General features: G+C 70.9%; 15 protein-coding genes. 9 read left to right on the top strand and 6 right to left on the bottom strand.

Annotation, left to right across the window (positions count from 1 at the left end; genetic code table 11):
• The first annotated feature begins 20 nt into the window (after positions 1–20).
• The 5 genes from WMF39_RS05525 (at position 21) to WMF39_RS05545 (ending at position 5,838) form a co-directional block, all read left to right on the top strand.
• A complete protein-coding gene (locus WMF39_RS05525; RefSeq protein WP_437744494.1) occupies positions 21–1,220 on the top strand; it encodes a glycoside hydrolase family 88/105 protein in 1,200 nt (399 codons plus the stop codon).
• Between the two features lie 238 nt (positions 1,221–1,458).
• Positions 1,459–2,253, top strand: a complete 795-nt coding sequence (locus WMF39_RS05530) for an ABC transporter ATP-binding protein (RefSeq protein ID WP_437744495.1) — start codon at positions 1,459–1,461, stop codon at positions 2,251–2,253.
• On the top strand, positions 2,250–3,371 hold the full coding sequence (locus WMF39_RS05535) for an efflux RND transporter periplasmic adaptor subunit (protein WP_437744496.1): 1,122 nt from the start codon (positions 2,250–2,252) through the stop codon (positions 3,369–3,371). The genes WMF39_RS05530 and WMF39_RS05535 overlap by 4 nt, the downstream gene beginning before the upstream one ends.
• The gene (locus WMF39_RS05540) at positions 3,368–4,594 is read left to right on the top strand and encodes an ABC transporter permease (RefSeq protein ID WP_437744497.1); all 1,227 of its coding nucleotides are present in this window, start codon (positions 3,368–3,370) and stop codon (positions 4,592–4,594) included. Before WMF39_RS05535 ends, WMF39_RS05540 begins: the two co-directional genes overlap by 4 nt.
• Positions 4,537–5,838 carry an ABC transporter permease gene (locus WMF39_RS05545; protein WP_437744498.1) on the top strand — a complete coding sequence of 434 codons (1,302 nt, stop codon included), beginning with the start codon at positions 4,537–4,539 and terminating at the stop codon, positions 5,836–5,838. The genes WMF39_RS05540 and WMF39_RS05545 overlap by 58 nt, the downstream gene beginning before the upstream one ends.
• 7 nt (positions 5,839–5,845) lie before the next feature.
• On the opposite strand, the gene WMF39_RS05550 is transcribed toward WMF39_RS05545, so the two are convergent.
• Together WMF39_RS05550 and WMF39_RS05555 are read right to left on the bottom strand one after the other, a co-directional pair.
• Positions 5,846–7,132 (bottom strand): MFS transporter, encoded by a 1,287-nt coding sequence (locus WMF39_RS05550; RefSeq protein ID WP_437744499.1) that lies wholly within the window; start codon positions 7,130–7,132, stop codon positions 5,846–5,848.
• A gap of 323 nt (positions 7,133–7,455) precedes the next feature.
• Entirely contained in the window at positions 7,456–7,926 is a 471-nt protein-coding gene (locus WMF39_RS05555) for an N-acetyltransferase family protein (RefSeq protein WP_437744500.1), read from the bottom strand.
• A 66-nt stretch (positions 7,927–7,992) separates the two neighbouring features.
• On the opposite strand from WMF39_RS05555, the gene WMF39_RS05560 reads away from it, so the two are divergent.
• Together WMF39_RS05560 and WMF39_RS05565 are read left to right on the top strand one after the other, a co-directional pair.
• A complete protein-coding gene (locus tag WMF39_RS05560; RefSeq protein WP_437744501.1) occupies positions 7,993–8,679 on the top strand; it encodes a YqiA/YcfP family alpha/beta fold hydrolase in 687 nt (228 codons plus the stop codon).
• Between the two features lie 200 nt (positions 8,680–8,879).
• Positions 8,880–9,674 carry an alpha/beta fold hydrolase gene (locus WMF39_RS05565; RefSeq protein WP_437744502.1) on the top strand — a complete coding sequence of 265 codons (795 nt, stop codon included), beginning with the start codon at positions 8,880–8,882 and terminating at the stop codon, positions 9,672–9,674.
• A 25-nt stretch (positions 9,675–9,699) separates the two neighbouring features.
• Here WMF39_RS05565 and WMF39_RS05570 read toward each other — a convergent pair whose 3' ends face one another.
• Positions 9,700–11,499, bottom strand: coding sequence for a protein kinase domain-containing protein (locus WMF39_RS05570; RefSeq protein WP_437744503.1), 1,800 nt, complete (start codon positions 11,497–11,499; stop codon positions 9,700–9,702).
• Positions 11,500–11,742: 243 nt separating this feature from the next.
• Between WMF39_RS05570 and WMF39_RS05575 the strand changes: the two genes are divergently transcribed.
• Positions 11,743–12,501, top strand: a complete 759-nt coding sequence (locus WMF39_RS05575) for a type IV pili methyl-accepting chemotaxis transducer N-terminal domain-containing protein (RefSeq protein WP_437744504.1) — start codon at positions 11,743–11,745, stop codon at positions 12,499–12,501.
• Positions 12,502–12,610: 109 nt separating this feature from the next.
• Here the strand turns inward: WMF39_RS05575 and WMF39_RS05580 are convergent, their stop codons facing one another.
• Both WMF39_RS05580 and WMF39_RS05585 read right to left on the bottom strand, forming a co-directional pair.
• Positions 12,611–14,185 carry a hypothetical protein gene (locus tag WMF39_RS05580; protein ID WP_437744505.1) on the bottom strand — a complete coding sequence of 525 codons (1,575 nt, stop codon included), beginning with the start codon at positions 14,183–14,185 and terminating at the stop codon, positions 12,611–12,613.
• 11 nt (positions 14,186–14,196) lie between these two features.
• Positions 14,197–16,038, bottom strand: coding sequence for a hypothetical protein (locus WMF39_RS05585; RefSeq protein ID WP_437744506.1), 1,842 nt, complete (start codon positions 16,036–16,038; stop codon positions 14,197–14,199).
• Positions 16,039–16,288: 250 nt separating this feature from the next.
• On the opposite strand from WMF39_RS05585, the gene WMF39_RS05590 reads away from it, so the two are divergent.
• A complete protein-coding gene (locus tag WMF39_RS05590) occupies positions 16,289–16,822 on the top strand; it encodes a hypothetical protein (protein WP_437744507.1) in 534 nt (177 codons plus the stop codon).
• 527 nt (positions 16,823–17,349) lie between these two features.
• On the opposite strand, the gene WMF39_RS05595 is transcribed toward WMF39_RS05590, so the two are convergent.
• Positions 17,350–17,967, bottom strand: coding sequence for a hypothetical protein (locus WMF39_RS05595; protein ID WP_437744508.1), 618 nt, complete (start codon positions 17,965–17,967; stop codon positions 17,350–17,352).
• Between the last annotated feature and the right edge of the window lie 74 nt (positions 17,968–18,041).

Below are 18,041 nucleotides of genomic sequence, written 5' to 3' on the forward strand. Positions count from 1 at the left end.
CGCCGAGAGCTCGCCCTCCCATGTCGCGCACGTCGCGCTTCCGCGCGCTGCTCGTCGCTGCCGCCGCGTGTGCCGCCGCGGCCGGCGGGTGCGCGGGGGACCCGGGCGCCGGGCAGCCGGGCAGCTCCGGGGCGAGGTGCGCTCCGAGCTCGCCGTCGGCGGAGGACGCGTTCGCGCGCGAGCGCGCAGCCGACTCCGAGAGCATCACGCTGGCGCGCGCCATCGCCGACCGCTGGATCACCGAGCACCCGGCGGAGTCGCTGCCGTGGGACTGGGGCGAGGGCACGGTCATGCTCTCGCTGGTCGAGCTGTACCGCGTCACGCAGCACTCCCCGTACCGGGACTACTACCGGCGCACCATCGACCGCCACATCGAGGACGGCTACGAGATCACGACCAGCGACCGCTGCCCGCCGGCCATGGCCGCGCTCGCGCTCCACGAGGAAACGTGCGCGGCTCCCTATGCGAAGGTCGTCGACGACGTGCTCCGCTACCTCTACGAGGAAGCGCGCCGGACGGAGCAGGGCGGCATCAATCACCTCGGCGTGTCGCCGCTGTTCGAGCCCACCCTCTGGGTCGACTCGCTGTTCATGTTCGGCAACGTGCTCGTCCGCGCCGGCGAGCGCTCGGGCGAGGCGCGTCCGATCGACGAATTCTCGAATCAATTCCAGATCTTCGCATCGCTCCTCCAGGACGAGCCCGGGCTGTTCCGGCACGCGTACAACTGGGCGGCGCCGCAGGATCCGGACGTGTACTGGGCGCGCGGCAACGCCTGGATCACGGCGGCCGGCTACGAGTACCTCCGCGTGCGCGCGGCGCGCGGCGAGCGCGACGACGCCGTGGCCGGGGCGCTCGAGCGGCAGGTCGCGGCGGTCCTGGGCGCGCAGGACCAGGACAGCGGCCTGTGGTGGACGATCATGAACCGCCCCGGCGAGATCTACCTGGAGACGAGCGCGACGGCCCTCTTCGCCGTCGGGCTCGCGCGCGGGTTGCGCCACGGCTTCCTCGACGCCTCGGTGCGCCCGGCGATCGACCGCGCCATGGCGGGCGTGCGCTCGCGCATCGAGGAGGACGGCTCCGGGCGGCCGGTGGTGACCGGAATCTCCGGGCCCACGACGGTCGGCAAGCTCGAGGATTACGCGGCGGTCGAGCTCCGCGACGACCTCTCGTACGGCGTCGGGGCCGTGGTCCTGGCGCTCGTCGAAACGTCCGGGCTGTAGCGCTGCCAGCGCCACGCTCGCCGTGGCCTCGGCGCGCGACCGCCGCGCTCCTGCGCCGCGGTTGCCTTGCTGCTGCGCTTCGCCTACGCCTCAGCGCGTCCGCCGGCCTTCGCAGCGCGATGGCCGGAGCGACGAGAGCGGCGCACCCTGGTGCGTCACGCGCGGGTCAGGTGAACCGGGCTCGCGCGGGCCGCGGCCGTCCCTGGGGACGGCGCGCAGGCCACCGCCGAGGACCCTCATGCCTGCACTCGTGAAGCTCGACGCGATCACCAAGGTCTACTGGATGGGCGAGGTGGAGGTGCAGGCGCTCCGCGGCGTCTCGCTGGAGCTCTCGCGGGGCGAGATGGTCGCCATCATGGGGGCCTCGGGGTCAGGCAAATCGACGACCCTGAACGTCATCGGCACGCTCGACCGCCCCACCGGCGGCCGTTACCTCCTCGACGACGAGCCGGTCGAGGAGCTCGACGAGGTCGAGCTGGCCCAGCTCCGCAACCGCAAGATCGGGTTCGTCTTCCAGTCGTTCAACCTCCTTCCGCGCGACACCGCCCTCGCGAACGTCGAGCTGCCCATGGTCTACGCCGGCGTCCGGCCGGCCGACCGGCGGGCGCGGGCCGCGCGGGCGCTCGCGCGCGTCGGCCTCGAGGACCGGGCGCACCACCTGCCGAACCAGCTGTCCGGCGGCCAGCAGCAGCGCGTGGCGATCGCCCGCGCGATCGTCAACGAGCCGCCGCTCCTCCTCGCGGACGAGCCGACCGGCGCGCTCGACTCCGCCACCACCGGGCAGGTCATGGATCTCTTCTGCGCGCTGCACGCGCAGGGGATGACGGTCGTCGTCGTGACCCACGACCGCTCGATCGCCGACTACGCCACCCGCGTCGTCACCTTCAGGGACGGCGCCATCGTCGAGGACACCGGCCCTCGCGGCCGGCGCGTGGACGTCTCGTCGCCGGTTCCTGGACCATCGTCATCGGTTCCTGGACCAGCGTCGCCGGTTCCTGGACCAGCGTCGTCCCCTCCCGGAGGCCTCTCGTGAGCGCCCGGCGTCGGCGGCGCCTCTGGCCGTGGCTCGTCGGGGCGCTGGCGCTCGCCGGGGGCGGCGCCGCCGTCCTCGCGAAGGCCGGCGCCGGCCCCGCGCCCATCGACCCGGCGCTCGTCGTGACCGCGAAGCGCGGCGACCTCGCCGTCGAGATCCTCGAGACCGGGCGCATCGAGGCCCGCGAGCAGGTCGAGCTCAAGTCCAAGGTCGCGGGCCAGGTCGCCGAGGTGCTCGCGGACGAGGGCGCCCGGGTCCAGAAGGACCAGCTGCTGCTCGTGCTCGACCCGACCGACTACGAGCGTGAGGTCGCCCGCGCCGAGGCCGAGCTCGCCCGGGCCAGGGCCGCCGCGGGCTTCGCCAAGCGCGTGGTCGCGCAGCGGACCGCCGGCGTCGAGGCCAGCGTCGTCCCCGCGCAGGAGCTCGACACGGCCAAGCACGACCTCACCGAGAAGACCGTCGCCATCCGGCTCGCCGAGGTCGCGCTCAGCGCCGCCAGGGACCAGCTCCGGTACACGAAGATCTCCTCGCCCCTCGACGGCACCGTCATCCAGCGCAACATCGAGCCCGGCGAGGTCGTCACGCCGGGCGTGCAGTCGACCTTCAACGGCAAGGCGCTGCTCACCGTGGCCGACCTCTCGACGCTCGTGGTCAAGGTGGACCTCAACCAGATCGACGTGGCCAAGGTCGCGCTCGGCCAGACGGCGACCCTGACGCTCGACGCCCTGCCCGGCAAGACGTACGCGGCCAGGGTCACCAAGATCGCGCCCGCCTCGGTGAAGCTCGAGGGCCGCGAGGTCGACGTCTTCCCGGTCGAGGCCGAGCTCACCCAGATCGACGGCCTCATCAAGCCCGGCATGACCGCCGACGTGCGCATCCGGCTCGACAGCAGGCCAGGCGTGGTCTCCCTGCCCATCGAGGCCGTCGCCGACGAGGGCGGCAAGCAGCTCGTCACGCGCGTCGTCGACGGCCCCGACGGCAAGCAGACGACCGAGAAGGTCGAGGTCGCGCTCGGCGCGCGCAACGATCGCGACGTCGAGATCGTGAACGGCGTCCCGGAGGGGGCCCGCGTGCTCATCAACCCGCCCTCGGCGGCCGCGAACGAGACGAAGATGTGAGGTGGTCCGCCTACCTCGCGATCGCCGCGAAGGCCCTCTCGGCGCACAAGCTGCGGTCGCTCCTGACCGTCCTCAGCATCACCCTGGGCGCCTTCGCCATCGTGCTCATGACCTCGCTCGCGGAGGGCGGCCTGCTCACGCTGGGCCGCGGCATCGAGCAGCTCGGCGGGGCGCGGCTCATCCTCGTCGTCCCGAAGGAGCCGGAGCGCGCCGAGCGGAAGAAGACGATGTACGTCACCGGCTTCACCCGCCGGGATCGCGATCGGCTCGCGCGCGGCGTCCCCCACGTCGCCGAGCACACCATGTACGCCATGCTCGGCTCGCGCGACGTCACCTCCGACGAGGGCAAGGAGGATCGCACCGACTTCATCGCGGCCGACAGCGGCTTCCTCGACGCCTTCCGGATGCCCGTCGCGCGCGGCCGGACGTTCTCCGACGAGGAGGACCGCCGCCGGGCCCGGGTCTGCGTCGCCGGCCCGAAGCTCGCGGCGCGGCTCTGGCGCGGCGACCCGATCGGCCGGTGGGTGACGGTCGGGGCCCTGCGCTGCCGCGTGATCGGCGTGCTGGCCGACGCCGATCGGATGGGCGTCAACTTCGGCTTCAGCTGGGTCGACCTGCTCGTCGCCCCGCTCGACACGGCGGCGGACGTCGAGAAGGCGGTGAGCACCTCGGCGCTGCTCGTCATCAAGACCGACGACGTCCGCAACAACGACCCGGTGAAGCGCATCATCAACGCGCTCCTCGTCGACCGCCACCACGGCGTCGACGACTTCACCCTCCTCGATTTCAGCAGCATCATGCAGAAATTCGAGGCCATGTTCACCACGATGAAGGCGATCGTCGGCCTCATCGCGGGCGTCGCGCTGCTCATCGGCGGCGTGGGCGTGATGAACATGATGCTCGTCAGCGTGTCCGAGCGCGTGCGTGAGATCGGCATCCGCAAGGCGCTCGGGGCGTCGCCGCGCGACATCAGCGCGCAGTTCCTGGCCGAGGCGGCGCTGCTCTCGGGCTTCGGCGGCCTGCTCGGGGTCGCCGGCGGCGCCGCCGCGGCCGAGCTCGCCTCGGCGGTCATCCGCCGCTTCGCGCCGAGCTGGATCGGCGCGGTCTCCACGCCGGCCGTGATCGCGGCGCTGCTCGTCTCCTCCGGCGTGGGCGTGGTCTTCGGGTGGCTGCCGGCCCAGCGCGCGGGCCGGCTCGACCCCGTGGCGGCGATGCGGCGATGAGGCTCGACGATCTCCTCCACTCGACGCGCGCCGTGGTCGCCGACCGGACCCGCGCCGCGCTCACGCTGCTCGGCATCATCATCGGCACCGGCTCGATCGTGCTGCTCGCCTCGCTGCTCGCGGGCGGCGAGGAGGCGCTCCTCCGGGCGAGCCAGCAGGCCGTGGAGGCCGACCTCATCCAGGTCCACCCCGCGGAGGTGAGCGTCGGCGACCGGCGCCGCACCCGGCGCGATCTCTCGCGGGACGACGCCCGCGCGCTCGCCGCCTCGCGCGCCCTCGGCGGCGCCTCTGCCCTGAGCGAGTCGGTGCGCCCGACCGAGGCCCGCGCCGGCGGCAAGAAGAAGCGGATCTCCCTCGTCAGCGCCGTGCCGGCGGCGCCGGCCCTCTACGACCTGGAGCTCGCGGCGGGCCGTTTCCTCGTCGAGGCGGATCTCGCGGCGCGGCGGCGCGTGTGCGTGGTCGGCCACGAGGTCTGGGCCGAGCTCTTCGGCGGCCCTCCTGCGCGGGCCGCGCAGGCCGAGCCCCTGCACATGACGGCCGACGGCCACGTGTGGACGGTCGTCGGCGTGCTCCGGGACCGGCCGATCCTCGGCTCCACGGACGACACGAACATCTGGAACCGCAAGGTCCTCGTCCCGGAGACCACCTACGACGCGCTCTACGCGCCGTCGCACAGGACCGACCGCCTGTACGTCCGGCAGGATCCGCTCGTCACCGTCCGGACCCCGCTCGCCGCGCTCCGCGGCGTCATCGACGCGACGCTCCAGCGCCGCCATCACGGGGTCAAGAACTTCAGGATCGAGGACGAGGACAGCCACGGCCAGGAGAAGCTCGTCCTCGACATCATCAAGATGCTGCTGCTCAGCACCGGCGTTGTCGCGCTGATCGTGGGGGGCATCAACATCATGAACATCATGCTGGTCACCGTGACCGAGCGGACGCGGGAGATCGGCATCCGCCGCGCGGTCGGGGCCTCGCCGCGCGCGATCCTGCTGCAGTTCCTGTGCGAGGCGGCGGCCGTCTCGCTGCTCGGCGGCGTGCTCGGCGTGCTCTCGGGGCTCGCCCTCTCCTGGCTCGCCAGCGCGCTGCTCGCGCAGGTGGTCGGCCGCTGGGCGTTCCAGGTCGAGCCCTGGTCGCTCTTCCTCGGCCTCGGCCTCTCGGTCACGATCGGCGTGGTCTTCGGCTTCTACCCGGCCTGGCGCGCCGCGCGGCTCGACCCGATCGAGGCCCTCCGCGCGGAGTAGCAGCTCCTCACGTCGTCGCGGCGGCCTCGGTCGCTCCGCCGCCGTCCGCGCTCTGCTCGGGATCTCGCTTCGCGTGCGGGAAGCGGTCCATGCGGCTGAGAACGGGGAAGCCGAGGGCCCACAGCGCGGCGACCACGAGGGTGGCGCTGCCGCCGAGGAGGATGGCGGGCAGCAGGCCGAGCCAGCTGGCGGTGAGGCCGGACTCGAACTCGCCGAGCTCGTTGGAGGCGCCGATGAACACCGCGTTGACCGCGCTCACCCGCCCTCGGATGGAGTCCGGCGTCTCGAACTGCACGAGGATGTGACGGATATAGACGCTCACCATGTCGCCTGCGCCGACGAGGAACAGGGCGATGAGCGCGACGGTGAAGCTCCGGGTCTGCCCGAGGGCGATGGTGGCGAGCCCGAACACGGCGACGCCGCCGAACATCCAGCGGCCCACCTGGCGCGTGATCGGCCGGAAGGCGAGGACGCCGGCGGTGATCGCGGCGCCCGCGGCCGGCGCCGTGCGGAGCAGGCCGAGGCCGGTCGGGCCGGCGTGGAGCACGTCGCGCGCAACCGCGGGCAGGAGCGCGACCGCCCCGCCGAACAGCACCGCGAACAGGTCGAGCGAGATGGCGCCGAGCACCGCCGGCTTCGACCAGACGAAGCGAAGCCCCTCCAGCACCGCGCTCCACGACGTCGGCTCGGCGCGCCTCGCCTGCCGGGCCGCGCGCACGAGGCTCATGAGCACGAGAGAGACGAGGAGCAGCGCCGCGACGATCGAATACACGATCGTCGACCCGGCGAGGTAAAGGAGCCCGCCGAGCGTCGGCCCGACGATGACCGCGACATGGAAGCTCGATGAGCTGAGCGCGACCGCCTCGCTGAAGCTGTGCTGCGGCACCAGGTTCATCAGGATCGCCTGCTGCGCCGGCATCATGAAGGCGCGCGCGCTGCCGAACAGCACCAGCACCGCGAACACGGGCCACACCACCGTCAGGCCGGACACCGTGAACGCGAGCAGCAGGAGGGAGCAGAGCAGCTCCACGCCGAGGCCGACCGTGATGATGCGGCGCCGGTCGAACCGATCCGCCGCCTGGCCGGCGAAGAGGATCAGCGCGAAGAAGGGCGCGAACTGGGCGAGGCCGATGAGGCCCAGATCGAAGACATCGCCGGTCAGCGCGTAGACCTGCCAGCCGATCGCGACGCTCTGCATCTGCACAGCGACCGCGGAGAGCAGCCTGGCCGCGAGGTAGAACGCGAAGCTCCGGTGGCGCAGCACGCCGAGCCCGGTGAGGTTGTTGGAAGACATCTCGGCGCCTGCGGCGGCCCTGGTGGGGCGTTGTGGACTCTCGCTCAACCACGATGAGCAGCAGGGCATGTCGCGACCGAGTCCAGGAGTCGCGACGCCGTTATCAGCCCACGCGGCGTGTGTGATGGGCGATTCGCAATCCGCCATTTGCCATGAATCGCAACATCCGTACCAAGATCCCCGCGCCCGCGGTGGTCGTCTGGACGGCGCGCCTCGGGCGTGATCAGGCCAAGAGCGCGCCGAGGGGTCGCGGCCGCTGCTGCTCCAGCAGCAGCCTGTGGTGCTCGGCTGCGCCGCCACGAGCAACGCCCGTGGCGAGCGCGTCAGCCCTGCGCGAGCCGGGCGAGCGCCTCGCCGGTGAGGCGGTGGACGGTCCACTCGTCCATGGGCTTGGCGCCGAGCTTCCGGTAAAAGCCGAGCGCCGGCTCGTTCCAGTCGAGCACGGACCACTCGAAGCGCCCGCAGCCGCGCTCCACCGCGAGCTTCGCGAGGTGCACGAGCAGGGCCTTGCCGTGGCCTCCTCCGCGGTGATCCGGGAGCACGAAGAGGTCTTCGAGGTAGATCCCGGGCTTGCCGAGGAAGGTGGAGAAGCTCTGGAAGAAGAGCGCGAATCCCACCGGGATCCCCTCCGCTTCGGCCAGGACGACCTCGGCTGCTGGCCTCGGGCCGAAGAGGTGCGCTTCGAGCTCTCGCTCGTCGAAGGTGACCTCGTGCGCGAGCCGCTCGTACTCGGCGAGCATCCGGATGAGGCGGGCGATGGTGGGGATGTCGGCGGCGGTGGCGGGGCGGATCATGGCGTCTCTCCGGCGCGTCATACCGCATCGTCGCGCCGCGGTGGAGGGAGTAGGCTCCCCGCCTGCATGACCATGACGACGCCGCCCTCCGCCGCCGGCCCGCGCTGGCTGTACCTGCACGGCTTCGCCTCGGGCCCGAGCTCGACCAAGGGCGTCCGGATCGCCGCGCACCTCGAGGGGCGCGGGGTCGCCGTCGAGCGGCTCAACCTGCGGGTGCCCGCCTTCGAGCGCTTGCGCCTGAGCGCGATGATCGGCGCCGTGAAGCAGGCGATCGGCGGAGAGCGCGACCGGGCGGTGGTGATGGGATCGAGCCTCGGCGGCCTCACCGCGTGCCGCGTCGCCGAGGAGGACGCGCGGGTGTGCGCGCTGGTGCTGCTCGCGCCCGCGTTCCGGATCATGGAGCGATGGCGGCTGCGGCTGGGTGAGGAGGGCTTCCGGGCGTGGGAGGAGCGGGGGTGGCTCGAGGTCGACGACTACGCGGAGAAGAAGCGAGCCCGGGTGGACTTCGGCTTCGCCGCCGACGCGGCCGAGGTGGATGAGCGCTCGGGGGGCTGGCCTGACGTGCGTGTACCCACGCTGATCGTCCATGGCCGGAGCGACGAGGTGGTGGACATCGAGCTCTCGCGGACGTTCGCCGCAGGGAAGCGGCATGTCCGGCTCATCGAGGTGGACGACGGCCACGAGCTCGTCGCCTCGATTCCTCGTATCCTCCGCGAAGCAGACGAGTTCCTGCGCCACTTCCTCGTCGGCTGACGAACACGCGTTGTCGTCAGGACCGCGGACGCTGAGCGTCTGTTCAGCGCGTTCAACAGGATACGCTCGTCGGCCGTCCCCTCACCAACCGACTGGCATTCTATGCGAAAAGGTCACAGCTATCAAGAGCGGAGCGCGCCGCTTACAGATCGTGGGTGACCGGCCGCGGATCGGCCGCGGTCGAGCGATCGGAGGAGCGAATGGCGACAGCGACGGCCACCGGGCGCACCGCGCCCGTCAACGACATCGAGATGTACTACGAGCTCCGCGGCGAAGGGCCGCCGCTCGTGCTGCTCCACGGCTTCACCGGAGCGGGCGGGGACTGGGCTCACGTGTTCGACCTCGCGGAGCTCGGGTGTGGACACACGGTCATCGCCCCCGATCTGCGCGGCCACGGCCGCTCGACCAACCCGGCTGGCTCGCTGACGATCCGTCAGTGCGCCTCCGACGTGTTCGCCCTCCTCGACCACCTGGGGGTGAAGGCGTTCCGGGCCATCGGCCTCAGCTTCGGCGCCAAGTGCCTCCTGCACCTGGCCACGCAGCAGCCGGACCGCGTCGCGTCGATGGTCCTCGTGTCCGCGACACCGTACTTCCCCGAGCAGGCCAGGGCGATCATGCGCCTCGTCTCCGACGAGGGCCGCTCGGAGGAGGAATGGCGGGACATGAGGAGCCGCCATGCGCTCGGCGACGCGCAGATCCGAGCGCTGTGGAATCAGCCGCGCCGCTTCGCGGCCAGCCACGACGACATGAACTTCACGCCCCCCCACCTGTCGACCATCACGGCGCGCACGATGATCGTGAGCGGCGACCGCGATCCCCTCTACCCGGCCGAGATCGCCCTGGAGCTGTACCGCGCCATCCCGCGCTCCTGCCTGTGGATCCTGCCGAACGGCGGACACGGCCCCATCTTCGGCGAGTGGAAGGAGCCGTTCGCCCGCGCGGCGCTGGCGTTCCTGCGCGGTGATCCGGGCGAGCAGCAAATGATCCGGGCATAACGAGGGAGACGCGCGGCGCGCGGCGTCACTGCGCGCCCTCGGCGCGCTCCTCCACCGGCGCTTGCGCGCCGAGCTTCGGAAGCCGGACGCTCAGCGTCTTCATCTCTCCCGGCTCCACGTTGACCATCAGCGTCTTGGACGCATGCCCAGGGGCGGACAGCACGAAGCGGTGTCCCTCGCCCACCGTGAGCCCCTCGATCCTCGTGCGATTGCCCTTCCAGAGCTTCCCGTCGACGACGACGTTGGCCGGCGGATCGACCCAGAGCACCACCGTCGCCGTGAGCCTCTCCAGATCGGCCACGATCTCTTTGAAGCGCGCCTCGTCGCTCAGCTTCACGGCCGTGCGGTACGGCTTGTATCCGTCTCTTGTGAGCTTGATGTGGAGCTCACGCCCGAGCGGAAGCCCGTGGAGCTTGGCCGGCGTGGCGACGGGGTGACGCTCGCCGTTCACCCATAACGTGCAGCCCTCCGGCTTGCTCGTGATCTCCAGCGAGCCCTTCGCCTCGACCTGCGCGGGCGGCTCCTGGCGGCTCGCCTGGGCGTCGTGGACCATCGTCATGAACTCGGCGTGCCGCTCCGAGAGCTGCCCCTGCATGTAGAGGAACCCAGGCACGAGCGCGAGCGCGCTGGCGGCCGGGATGAACGCCGCAACACCTCCCTTGCCCGCGAGCGGCGGCGGGCTGCTCAAGGTCGTCGGGCTCGTGCTCGTCGGGACGCCGCTCTGGGAGACGGTCGCGCCGCCGCTCATCTCCAGCGACCAGCGCTGCTGCTGCGCCGCGATCACGTCGATGAGCTGCCTGACGCCGAGGAGCGCCTCCTTGTGGCGAGCGAGCTTGTCCCGGAAGAGCGACTCCATCCATGCCGTGAGGCCCATGGGCGAGGCGGGGATGCGCTCGTCGCGGATGAGCTCCTCGAGCGCGGCGTGCATCTCCCGGGCAGACTGGTAGCGATCCTCGCGCCGCTTCTCGAGCGCGCGCAGGACGATCTTCTCCAGCCCCTTCGGGTAGCCGGGCTTGATCGCGCTCGGGAGGGGGTACTCCGAGCCGTGGATCTGGAGGAGCGTCCGCATCTGGGTACCGCCCTTGAACAGCCGTCTGCCCGTCGTCATCTCGAACAGGACCACGCCGGCGGCGAAGATGTCCGCGCGATGGTCGATGCGATCCCCCGCCACGTGCTCCGGGGCCATGTAGGCGAACTTGCCCATCAGCACGTTCTCTCTCTGCTCTTCGACGTCGCCGAGCTCGCTCCGCGCGATGCCGAAGTCGACGATCTTCACGTCCCCCGTGTAGCTCACGACCACGTTGCGCGGCGAGATGTCCCTGTGGACGATGCCGAGCGGCGCACCGTCGAGGCCGCGCTTGTCGTGGATGTACGCGAGCCCCGCGCAGACGCCGAGGATGATGCTGAGCGCGTGCTCGAGCGGGATCCCTCCCGGGTCGCGCTCCGCCGCCTCGCGCACGATCGAGCCGACGTCCTCGCCGTGGATGTGCTCCATCGCGATGAAATACGTCCTGTCCACCTGCCCGGCGTCGAACGTCTGGACGATGTTGGGATGCGAGAGCGTCGCCGCGATGCGCGCCTCGTGGAGCAGCATGTCGATGAGCGACGGATCCTGGTTCATCGAGGGCAGGATGCGCTTGATCACCACGAGCTTCTCGAAGCCGAAGGACGAGCGATGCAGCGCGAGGAAGATCTCCGCCATGCCCCCCGCCGAGAGCTTCGACAGGAGCGTGTATTTGCCGAACTGTTTCGGCAAGAGCTCAGGTGCGTTTCCGGCCGTGCTCGGCGGCGCGCCGCCCGCGGCCAACGCGGTACGCTCTTGCATGAGACATTCTCCTGGTTCCAGTGGACGCTACTGCAAGGCCAGCGCAAAGGGGCCTCGCGAAGAGCGCTCTCAGGCGGGTCTTACCATGGAGCGGTCATGAGATGTCAGATTTTTTTTGAATGCGTCCGCCTGAAATGGCGGAGCGCGGGCAGCGCGCGCAAAGCAATCTGCGGAAACATGAGCGATACATGTTCGTTCCGATGCGCGGGTAATGTCTCCCTCCTCGCCCATGGAGAGAGAACAATGGCGCAGGTATCCTCTGAGCTCCTGGCACCGACCCGCCGGTTGACGCGCCTGTACGTCAGCGCGCTCGGCGCCGTGGCGCTCTTGTCGGTCGTGGCGCAGCTCCTCGTGCAGCACGCGTTGAACCAGCAGACGAGCGACGCCCACGTCGTCAACGTGGCCGGGCGCCAGCGAATGCTCAGCCAGCGGCTCAGCAAGGCCGCGCTCACGTTCCAGGTGACCACCGACCCCGCCGAGCGCAAGGGCCGCGCCGACGAGCTGGCGCAGGCGATGGCGCTCTGGGAGCGGTCGCATCGCGCGCTCCAGCACGGCGATCCGGCGATGGGATTGCCGGGGAAGAACACGCCGGAGGTGACCCGTATGTTCCAGGCGATCGAGCCGCTGCACCAGAGCATGCTCCGGGACGGGAAGGATCTCCTCGCCGCGGTCGGCGCCGGCGGCGAAAAGCCGGTGGAGGCGGCCGCCATCCAGCCGATCGTCGCCGCGATCCTCGCCGCGGAGCCGGGCTTCCTGAGCGGGATGGACCGGGTCGTCTCTCAGGTTGCCCACGAAGCGACGGCGCGGATCGAGCGGCTCCGGCTCGTCGAGCTGATCCTGCTGTGTGTGACCCTGGGGGTCCTCTTTCTCGAAGGGCTCTATATCTTCCGCCCGGCGGTGCGCGAGATCCGAAGGACGATCAGCCACCTCGTCCAGGCCAGGGGGCACCTCGACAACACGGTCCAGGCGCTCCGGGCGATCGCGGGTATCGGACAGTCATGATGCACATCGGCTCTCCGTGACCGCCTGTCGATTTACCCTCGCGGGATGAAGGGAGCGCGACCCCCGCCCCCACCGCCGCCGAGCGGCGTTCAGAGGGGGAAGGCGGCGGTCACAGCCAGCCGCAGCCGCCGTCGAAGTCGAAGGGGGGCGTGGGCTCCGTGGACGACTGCGATTCACGACAGGCATCCTCGATGTTCTGTCGCAACATCAACATCAGGTTGTTGTCGTCCTGGATGTCCGTGTCCGGGTACTCCCCGAGCCACCCCCCGACCGACGGCTTCATCATCTCGATGACCCCGAGCGAGCGCCGGCAGTCGCCCGCCTGGTAGAAGTCGAGCGCGCCGCGCAGCGCCAGGTACATGTTCAGCATCATGTACGGCTTGCCCGAGCCGCCGTCGGAGATGTTCCACCACATCGAGTCGGGGTTCTGCCCGGGAGGCAGCGCGTTGAGCAGCGTGGTGTCGACGTTCTGCGTGGCTCCGTCCTTCGCCGAGGTCCAGCCTGCCGTCACCTGGAAGGCCGCCTTGTCCGGCCCGATGTCGTCGCCGAGGGACGCGTCGGCGAGGAGCTCCACGAACAGACCGCCACCGCCGCCGCGGCGGCTGCCGCCCACGTCGGTCGCGCCGTCGCGCTGGCCGATGAACAGCGCCGGCATCTCCAGGGCCGCCCCCGCGGCGCTGGCGGTCGCCCGCTTCGTCCCGTAGATGCGCCCCACCTTGTAGCCGGCCGACGGGGTCACCTCCAGGTTGAAGTCCGTTGCCAGCGGGAAGAGCGTGGTCTTCCCCTCCTCCGAGAGCAGGCCGCCGAGGTCGCCCGAGCTCAGCGCGTAGGCGTACGTGCCCGCGCCCATCGAGCCCAGCGCCGATGGGATCTTCACCAGGAAGCTCTCGCCCACGCCGATCACGCCGAACGCCGTGCCCTTCTCCACAAGCGCCTCGCCCAGACCGAGGATGCGGTCGGGATCGGTGATACCGCTGGTCGCGTGCCCGCTCGTGAGCAGGAGCACGCGGTGCGCGCCCTCGAAGCCGGCCGCGTCGCCCTCCTCGAACGCGTTCTCGGCGGCGGCGATCCCCTCGTAGAGGCCGACGAGCTCGCCGGCGCCGTCGCCGAGGCGCTCGTCGGCGATGAGGCGCGTGAGCTCCGCCGACTCCGGCGCTTCGAGGAAGGCGCGGCGCTCGACCCTCTCGCCATAGCGGATGACGCTGACGCGGTCCTCGGGACGGAGGCTTTCGAGCAGCCCTCCCATTCCCGCGTCCAGCGCGTTCTCATCGATGCCGGCGAAGCGGCTGTTCTCGACGGCGATCGCCAGGTGAACCGGCGGCCTGTCCAGCATCGAAGGGTCGACCGCGGTGTTCATCGCGACGAAGGCCATCGTCCAGTTCCCCTCGTTGAAGCGCGGCGCCACCGCGAGGAACGGGTGAATGCAGACGTCCTTGCCGCAGTCGGCCTGGGGCAGGTCGATCGCGTGCTCGGCGAAGAACCCGATCGGATCCAGCGTGTCGAGCGCGGGCACCTTCCCCGCCTTCACGATCGCGCGGAACTGGGAAATGTCCTGCGCCCCGCCCTGGGCCACGTTGACCGAGCCTGTGGGGACGTCGCTGCCCGCGCCGTCGCTGCTGTCGGTGCCGCAACCGACGGCGGCGGCGCAGAGGCCGAGTGAGACCAGCTTCATCTTCGACGACATATGACCTCTCCTCATTCGTGAACAATCAACAGGTCCGCGGACGCGCTGGGCGTCTCGTACCCCGCGTCGCACTCGTCACGCCCGGCGAGCACGCGCTCGGCGCGGCCGACCCGCACGCGGAAATCCGGCCCTTCGAGGGCGTCTCCAGGGCCCAGCAGGGTCTTCTCGCCGCCGCTCTGCACCGCCACCACCGCGTCGGTGACGTAGGCGCCGCAGCTCAGCCGGTCGCCCTCGCACTCGGTTGCCTCGATCGAGGCAGCGAGGTCCGCGCGCTGGAGCTCGACAACGTTGAGATAGACCTCGAGCCGCTTCGTCGAGTCGACGGCCGAGACCTCGAGGTGGTCGCCCTTGTCGAACCATTCTACCGTTTCGCCCGCCGAGAACGGGAAGTCTTCGATCGGAATGCACAGGTAGTGAGTCTGACGGGTGAAGCTCGGGTCCGGCTCGCCGCTGCCCTCGCCGCCGGTGCCCATTCCATCATCACCGCCGGCTCCGCCGGCACCCGCGCCGCCAGCGCCTCCAACGTCGGCGCCGCCGGCACCCGCGCCGCCAGCGCCTCCAACGTCGGCGCCGCCGGCACCCGCGCCGCCAGCGCCTCCAACGTCGGCTCCGCCAGCACCCGCGCCGCCAGCGCCTCCAACGTCGGCTCCGCCGGCACCCGCGCCGCCAGCGCCTCCAACGTCGGCTCCGCCGGCACCGGCGCCGCCTGTGCCCACGCCGCCAGCGCCGCCCGAGCCATTGCCGGGGCCGAGCCGCGGGTAGTTCATGGTCAATTCGATGCAGCCATCCGACAGTGCATCGATGTTCGCGATCTCGCCGACCACCTGCTTCGACCAGGGGCCCGCCCACTGGAAGGACGATTGAGGCGCGCCAGCGCACACCGAGGGCACGACGTTCGTCTGCAGCGCGCCCGTCTTCACCTGTCCGGGCGCCACCACCGTGAGCGGCTTCAGCGCGACGCGCCCCGCCAACATCTCCGTGTCCTCCCAGAAATCCCTGTTGTCGTTCACGTTCTGCGGAATCAGGACGAATTGCAGGTCGGACCACCATGCCATCACAGGCCGCATTCCATCCGTCTCGAGCAGCACCACCTCGCAAGGCTCTTCCGAGGCCGGCACCGTCTCCTCGAAGTTGCCTGCGGCGAGGTGGGCCACTACCCGGTTGAGCGGGAGCGTGTCCTGCGGGTCCAGCCGATACGTGATCCCGAGGTTGAACGCGCTCGGCCCGAACATGCGTGTCGGATCGCCGGAGGTGACGTCAGAGCAATCGAGCGACGCGTCCACCCAGCGCACGCGGACGTCCACGATCCCGGACGTGGCATTGATGAGATAGGCGTCCGTGGAATAGCCCTCGGGTGCGGGGGTGCCGGTCGCGACGCAGGCGACGGCGGACGCCCCCAGGATCGTGCGCTCGAGCACCCAGGCGGTGCGCGGGCCTTCCTCGGCGCTCGGGGCCGAGAGCTCCCGGCTGGAAGCCGCGCGCGCCGAGAGGCGCCATGCCGGGACGAGGACCACGAGCGCGGCCAGGTCCGTCGGATCTTGCCAGATACGCCACGTGATCCCCGCGAGCCCCACGAGCCCCACGAGGAGCTGCGCGGCAGCGGCCGAGAGCTTGATCGCCGCGAACGGCGCGACCACCGCCGCGAACGCCACCGCTCGCCCGCGCGAGGTGCGCGCGTCCACGAGCGCCGCTGCGAGGACGGGGGCGACCACGAGGCCGGCGAGGTCGCTGAGCTTGCCGGTGAGCGCGCCTGGCAAGAGCCCGGCGCCTTTCAGGAGGTGGTCGTTGACCACCAGGAGCGCCAGGGCGCCAAGGAAGAGGGGGTGGCGGAGGACCGCGAATCGAGGCGACACAGATTGTCGTGACCGCGACACCAACGTCAGAGCATCTGCGGGGCCGCCGGCGTTTCGCCGTGATGAGTTCAGCATCGCCGCGAGCCGATAGCAGCGCGCGTGCCACTCGGACGCGCTTTGCTCGCCGAGGTTGCTCCGGACCCGGCGTGCTACAGCTCGCCCTCGCCCTCGCCCTCGCCCTCGCGCCTCTGCGAGCCGGCGTCTCTCCTGTCCGGCTCGTCCCGGCGTTTTTCGGAGCTCTGCGCGCGCAATGCGATCCTGCCTTTTACCGTCCGCCTTCTCTTTTCTCGCGTCCCTCTCCGGGTGTGGCCCTGTCGACCGTGAGCCGTCGATCCCCGCGGAAGCCAGCGATTGTCCCGCGCTGTTCGGCGAGGACTTCACCGAGACCCGCGCCGTCGACATCGGCGACGCGTCGTCCGGGACGTTCGTGCCCTACGCCGACGGCGCCAGCGTGCAACTGATCCTCGGCAACCAGGGCTCGATGATGATCACGCCCTGGGTCCAGGTGGAGGCCCTGCCCGGCGACGCGGAGGAGACGTGCCATGTGGTGCGCCTCGCGAACGAGTTCGAGGGTCCGCTCGCCGACGATCCCCGCGGGCTCGCCGCCGCGCAGTTCAACGTCCAGTTCATCAAGACCGGTTCTTTCCTGGTCTCGGACGGCGCGTTCTACCACCCGTTCGCATGGGACCGCAAGACGCTCGAAGGTCAGAAGCTCGGGCTCACGGTGACCGTGCGCGGCGACGGATACGAGGGCACGAAGAGCGTGAGCGTCGCGCTGGAGTGAAGCACCCTGCCAAGGGTCGTTTTGGACGCGGCGTGGAGGTGGCGACCTGGCGGGAGGGTCGTTTGGGAGGCGGCGTGGAGGTGGCGACCTGGCGGAAGGGCCGTTTTGGAGGCGGCGTGGAGGTGGCGACCTGGCGGAAGGGCCGTTTTGGAGGCGGCGTGGAGGTGGCGACCTGGCGGGAGGGTCGTTTTGGAGGCGGCGCGGAGGTCGCGACCTGGCGGAAGGGCCGTTTTGGAGGCGGCGCGGAGGTCGCGACCTGTCCAAGCCGTCGTTTTTGACCAGCGCCCAGGTCGCGATCTCTCCAGGATCCTGCTTGGGAGGCGAGGTCCAGGTCAGGACCTGGGCGCTCCTGCAAAATTACGCCGGATTCTCTGTCGCGACGTCCGTTCTGACGTTTCACGAGCGCGGGCCGCGGGGGCGGCCTTTCGAGACGGAGCGTTCAAGCTTGCTCGCACACCCCTCCGGCGGCACCGGCAGCCCGCGCAGCCCGTCCAATCGCCGTGAATTCTTTCTCCGGCGGCGCGGTGCTACCGCGCGGCGCACCGTACCGCGACGTAGCGGCCGTTCGGGTCGTCGTCGACGAACACGGGACCCACGTCGGAGAGCTCGAAGCTGACCGATCTTGCGTCGATCGCCGTGATGGTGAGCCTGCCGAATCCCGCGTCGCCGCCGCCGCTGACGGCCCCCGTGCTGCTGCAGTCCGCGCGAGAGGACGTCCCGAAGATCGTGAGATCCCCGCTCGCCGTGTCCACCTCGCCCACGGCGAGCATCGACTCGGGCATGCGCAGCTCCAGGTCCCACCAGTCGCTGCAGGGCTCGTACGTGGGGTTCGCGTCGGGATCGCTGCAGGACAGGGCCAGGGTGGCGACACGGAGCGTCACGCTCGACGAGTCGCCGAAGACGATCGCGCTCACCCGGCGCCCACCGCCGCCCGAGGTCGTCGGCGACGGCGCGACCGAGCTCGTCGTCGAGATCGGGCCATCCGGGCCATCCGGGCCATCCGGGCCATCCGGGCTGCCCTGGCCGCTCGTGCTGCCCTGGCCGGTCGTGCTGCCCGCGCCGCCGGCCCCGCCTCCTCCGCCGTCCATGATCACCGCGCCGCCGCACGCGCTTTGGACGAGCAGCGCGAGCGAGCCTACCGCCATTGAGATGCATCGAGGTGAGCGCTTCATCGTCGCATCGTATCGCCCTCCGGCCCGCGATCGCAGACGAGGGCACG

This window comes from Sorangium sp. So ce1504, assembly GCF_051521635.1.
Taxonomy (GTDB): domain Bacteria; phylum Myxococcota_A; class Polyangia; order Polyangiales; family Polyangiaceae; genus Sorangium; species Sorangium cellulosum_B.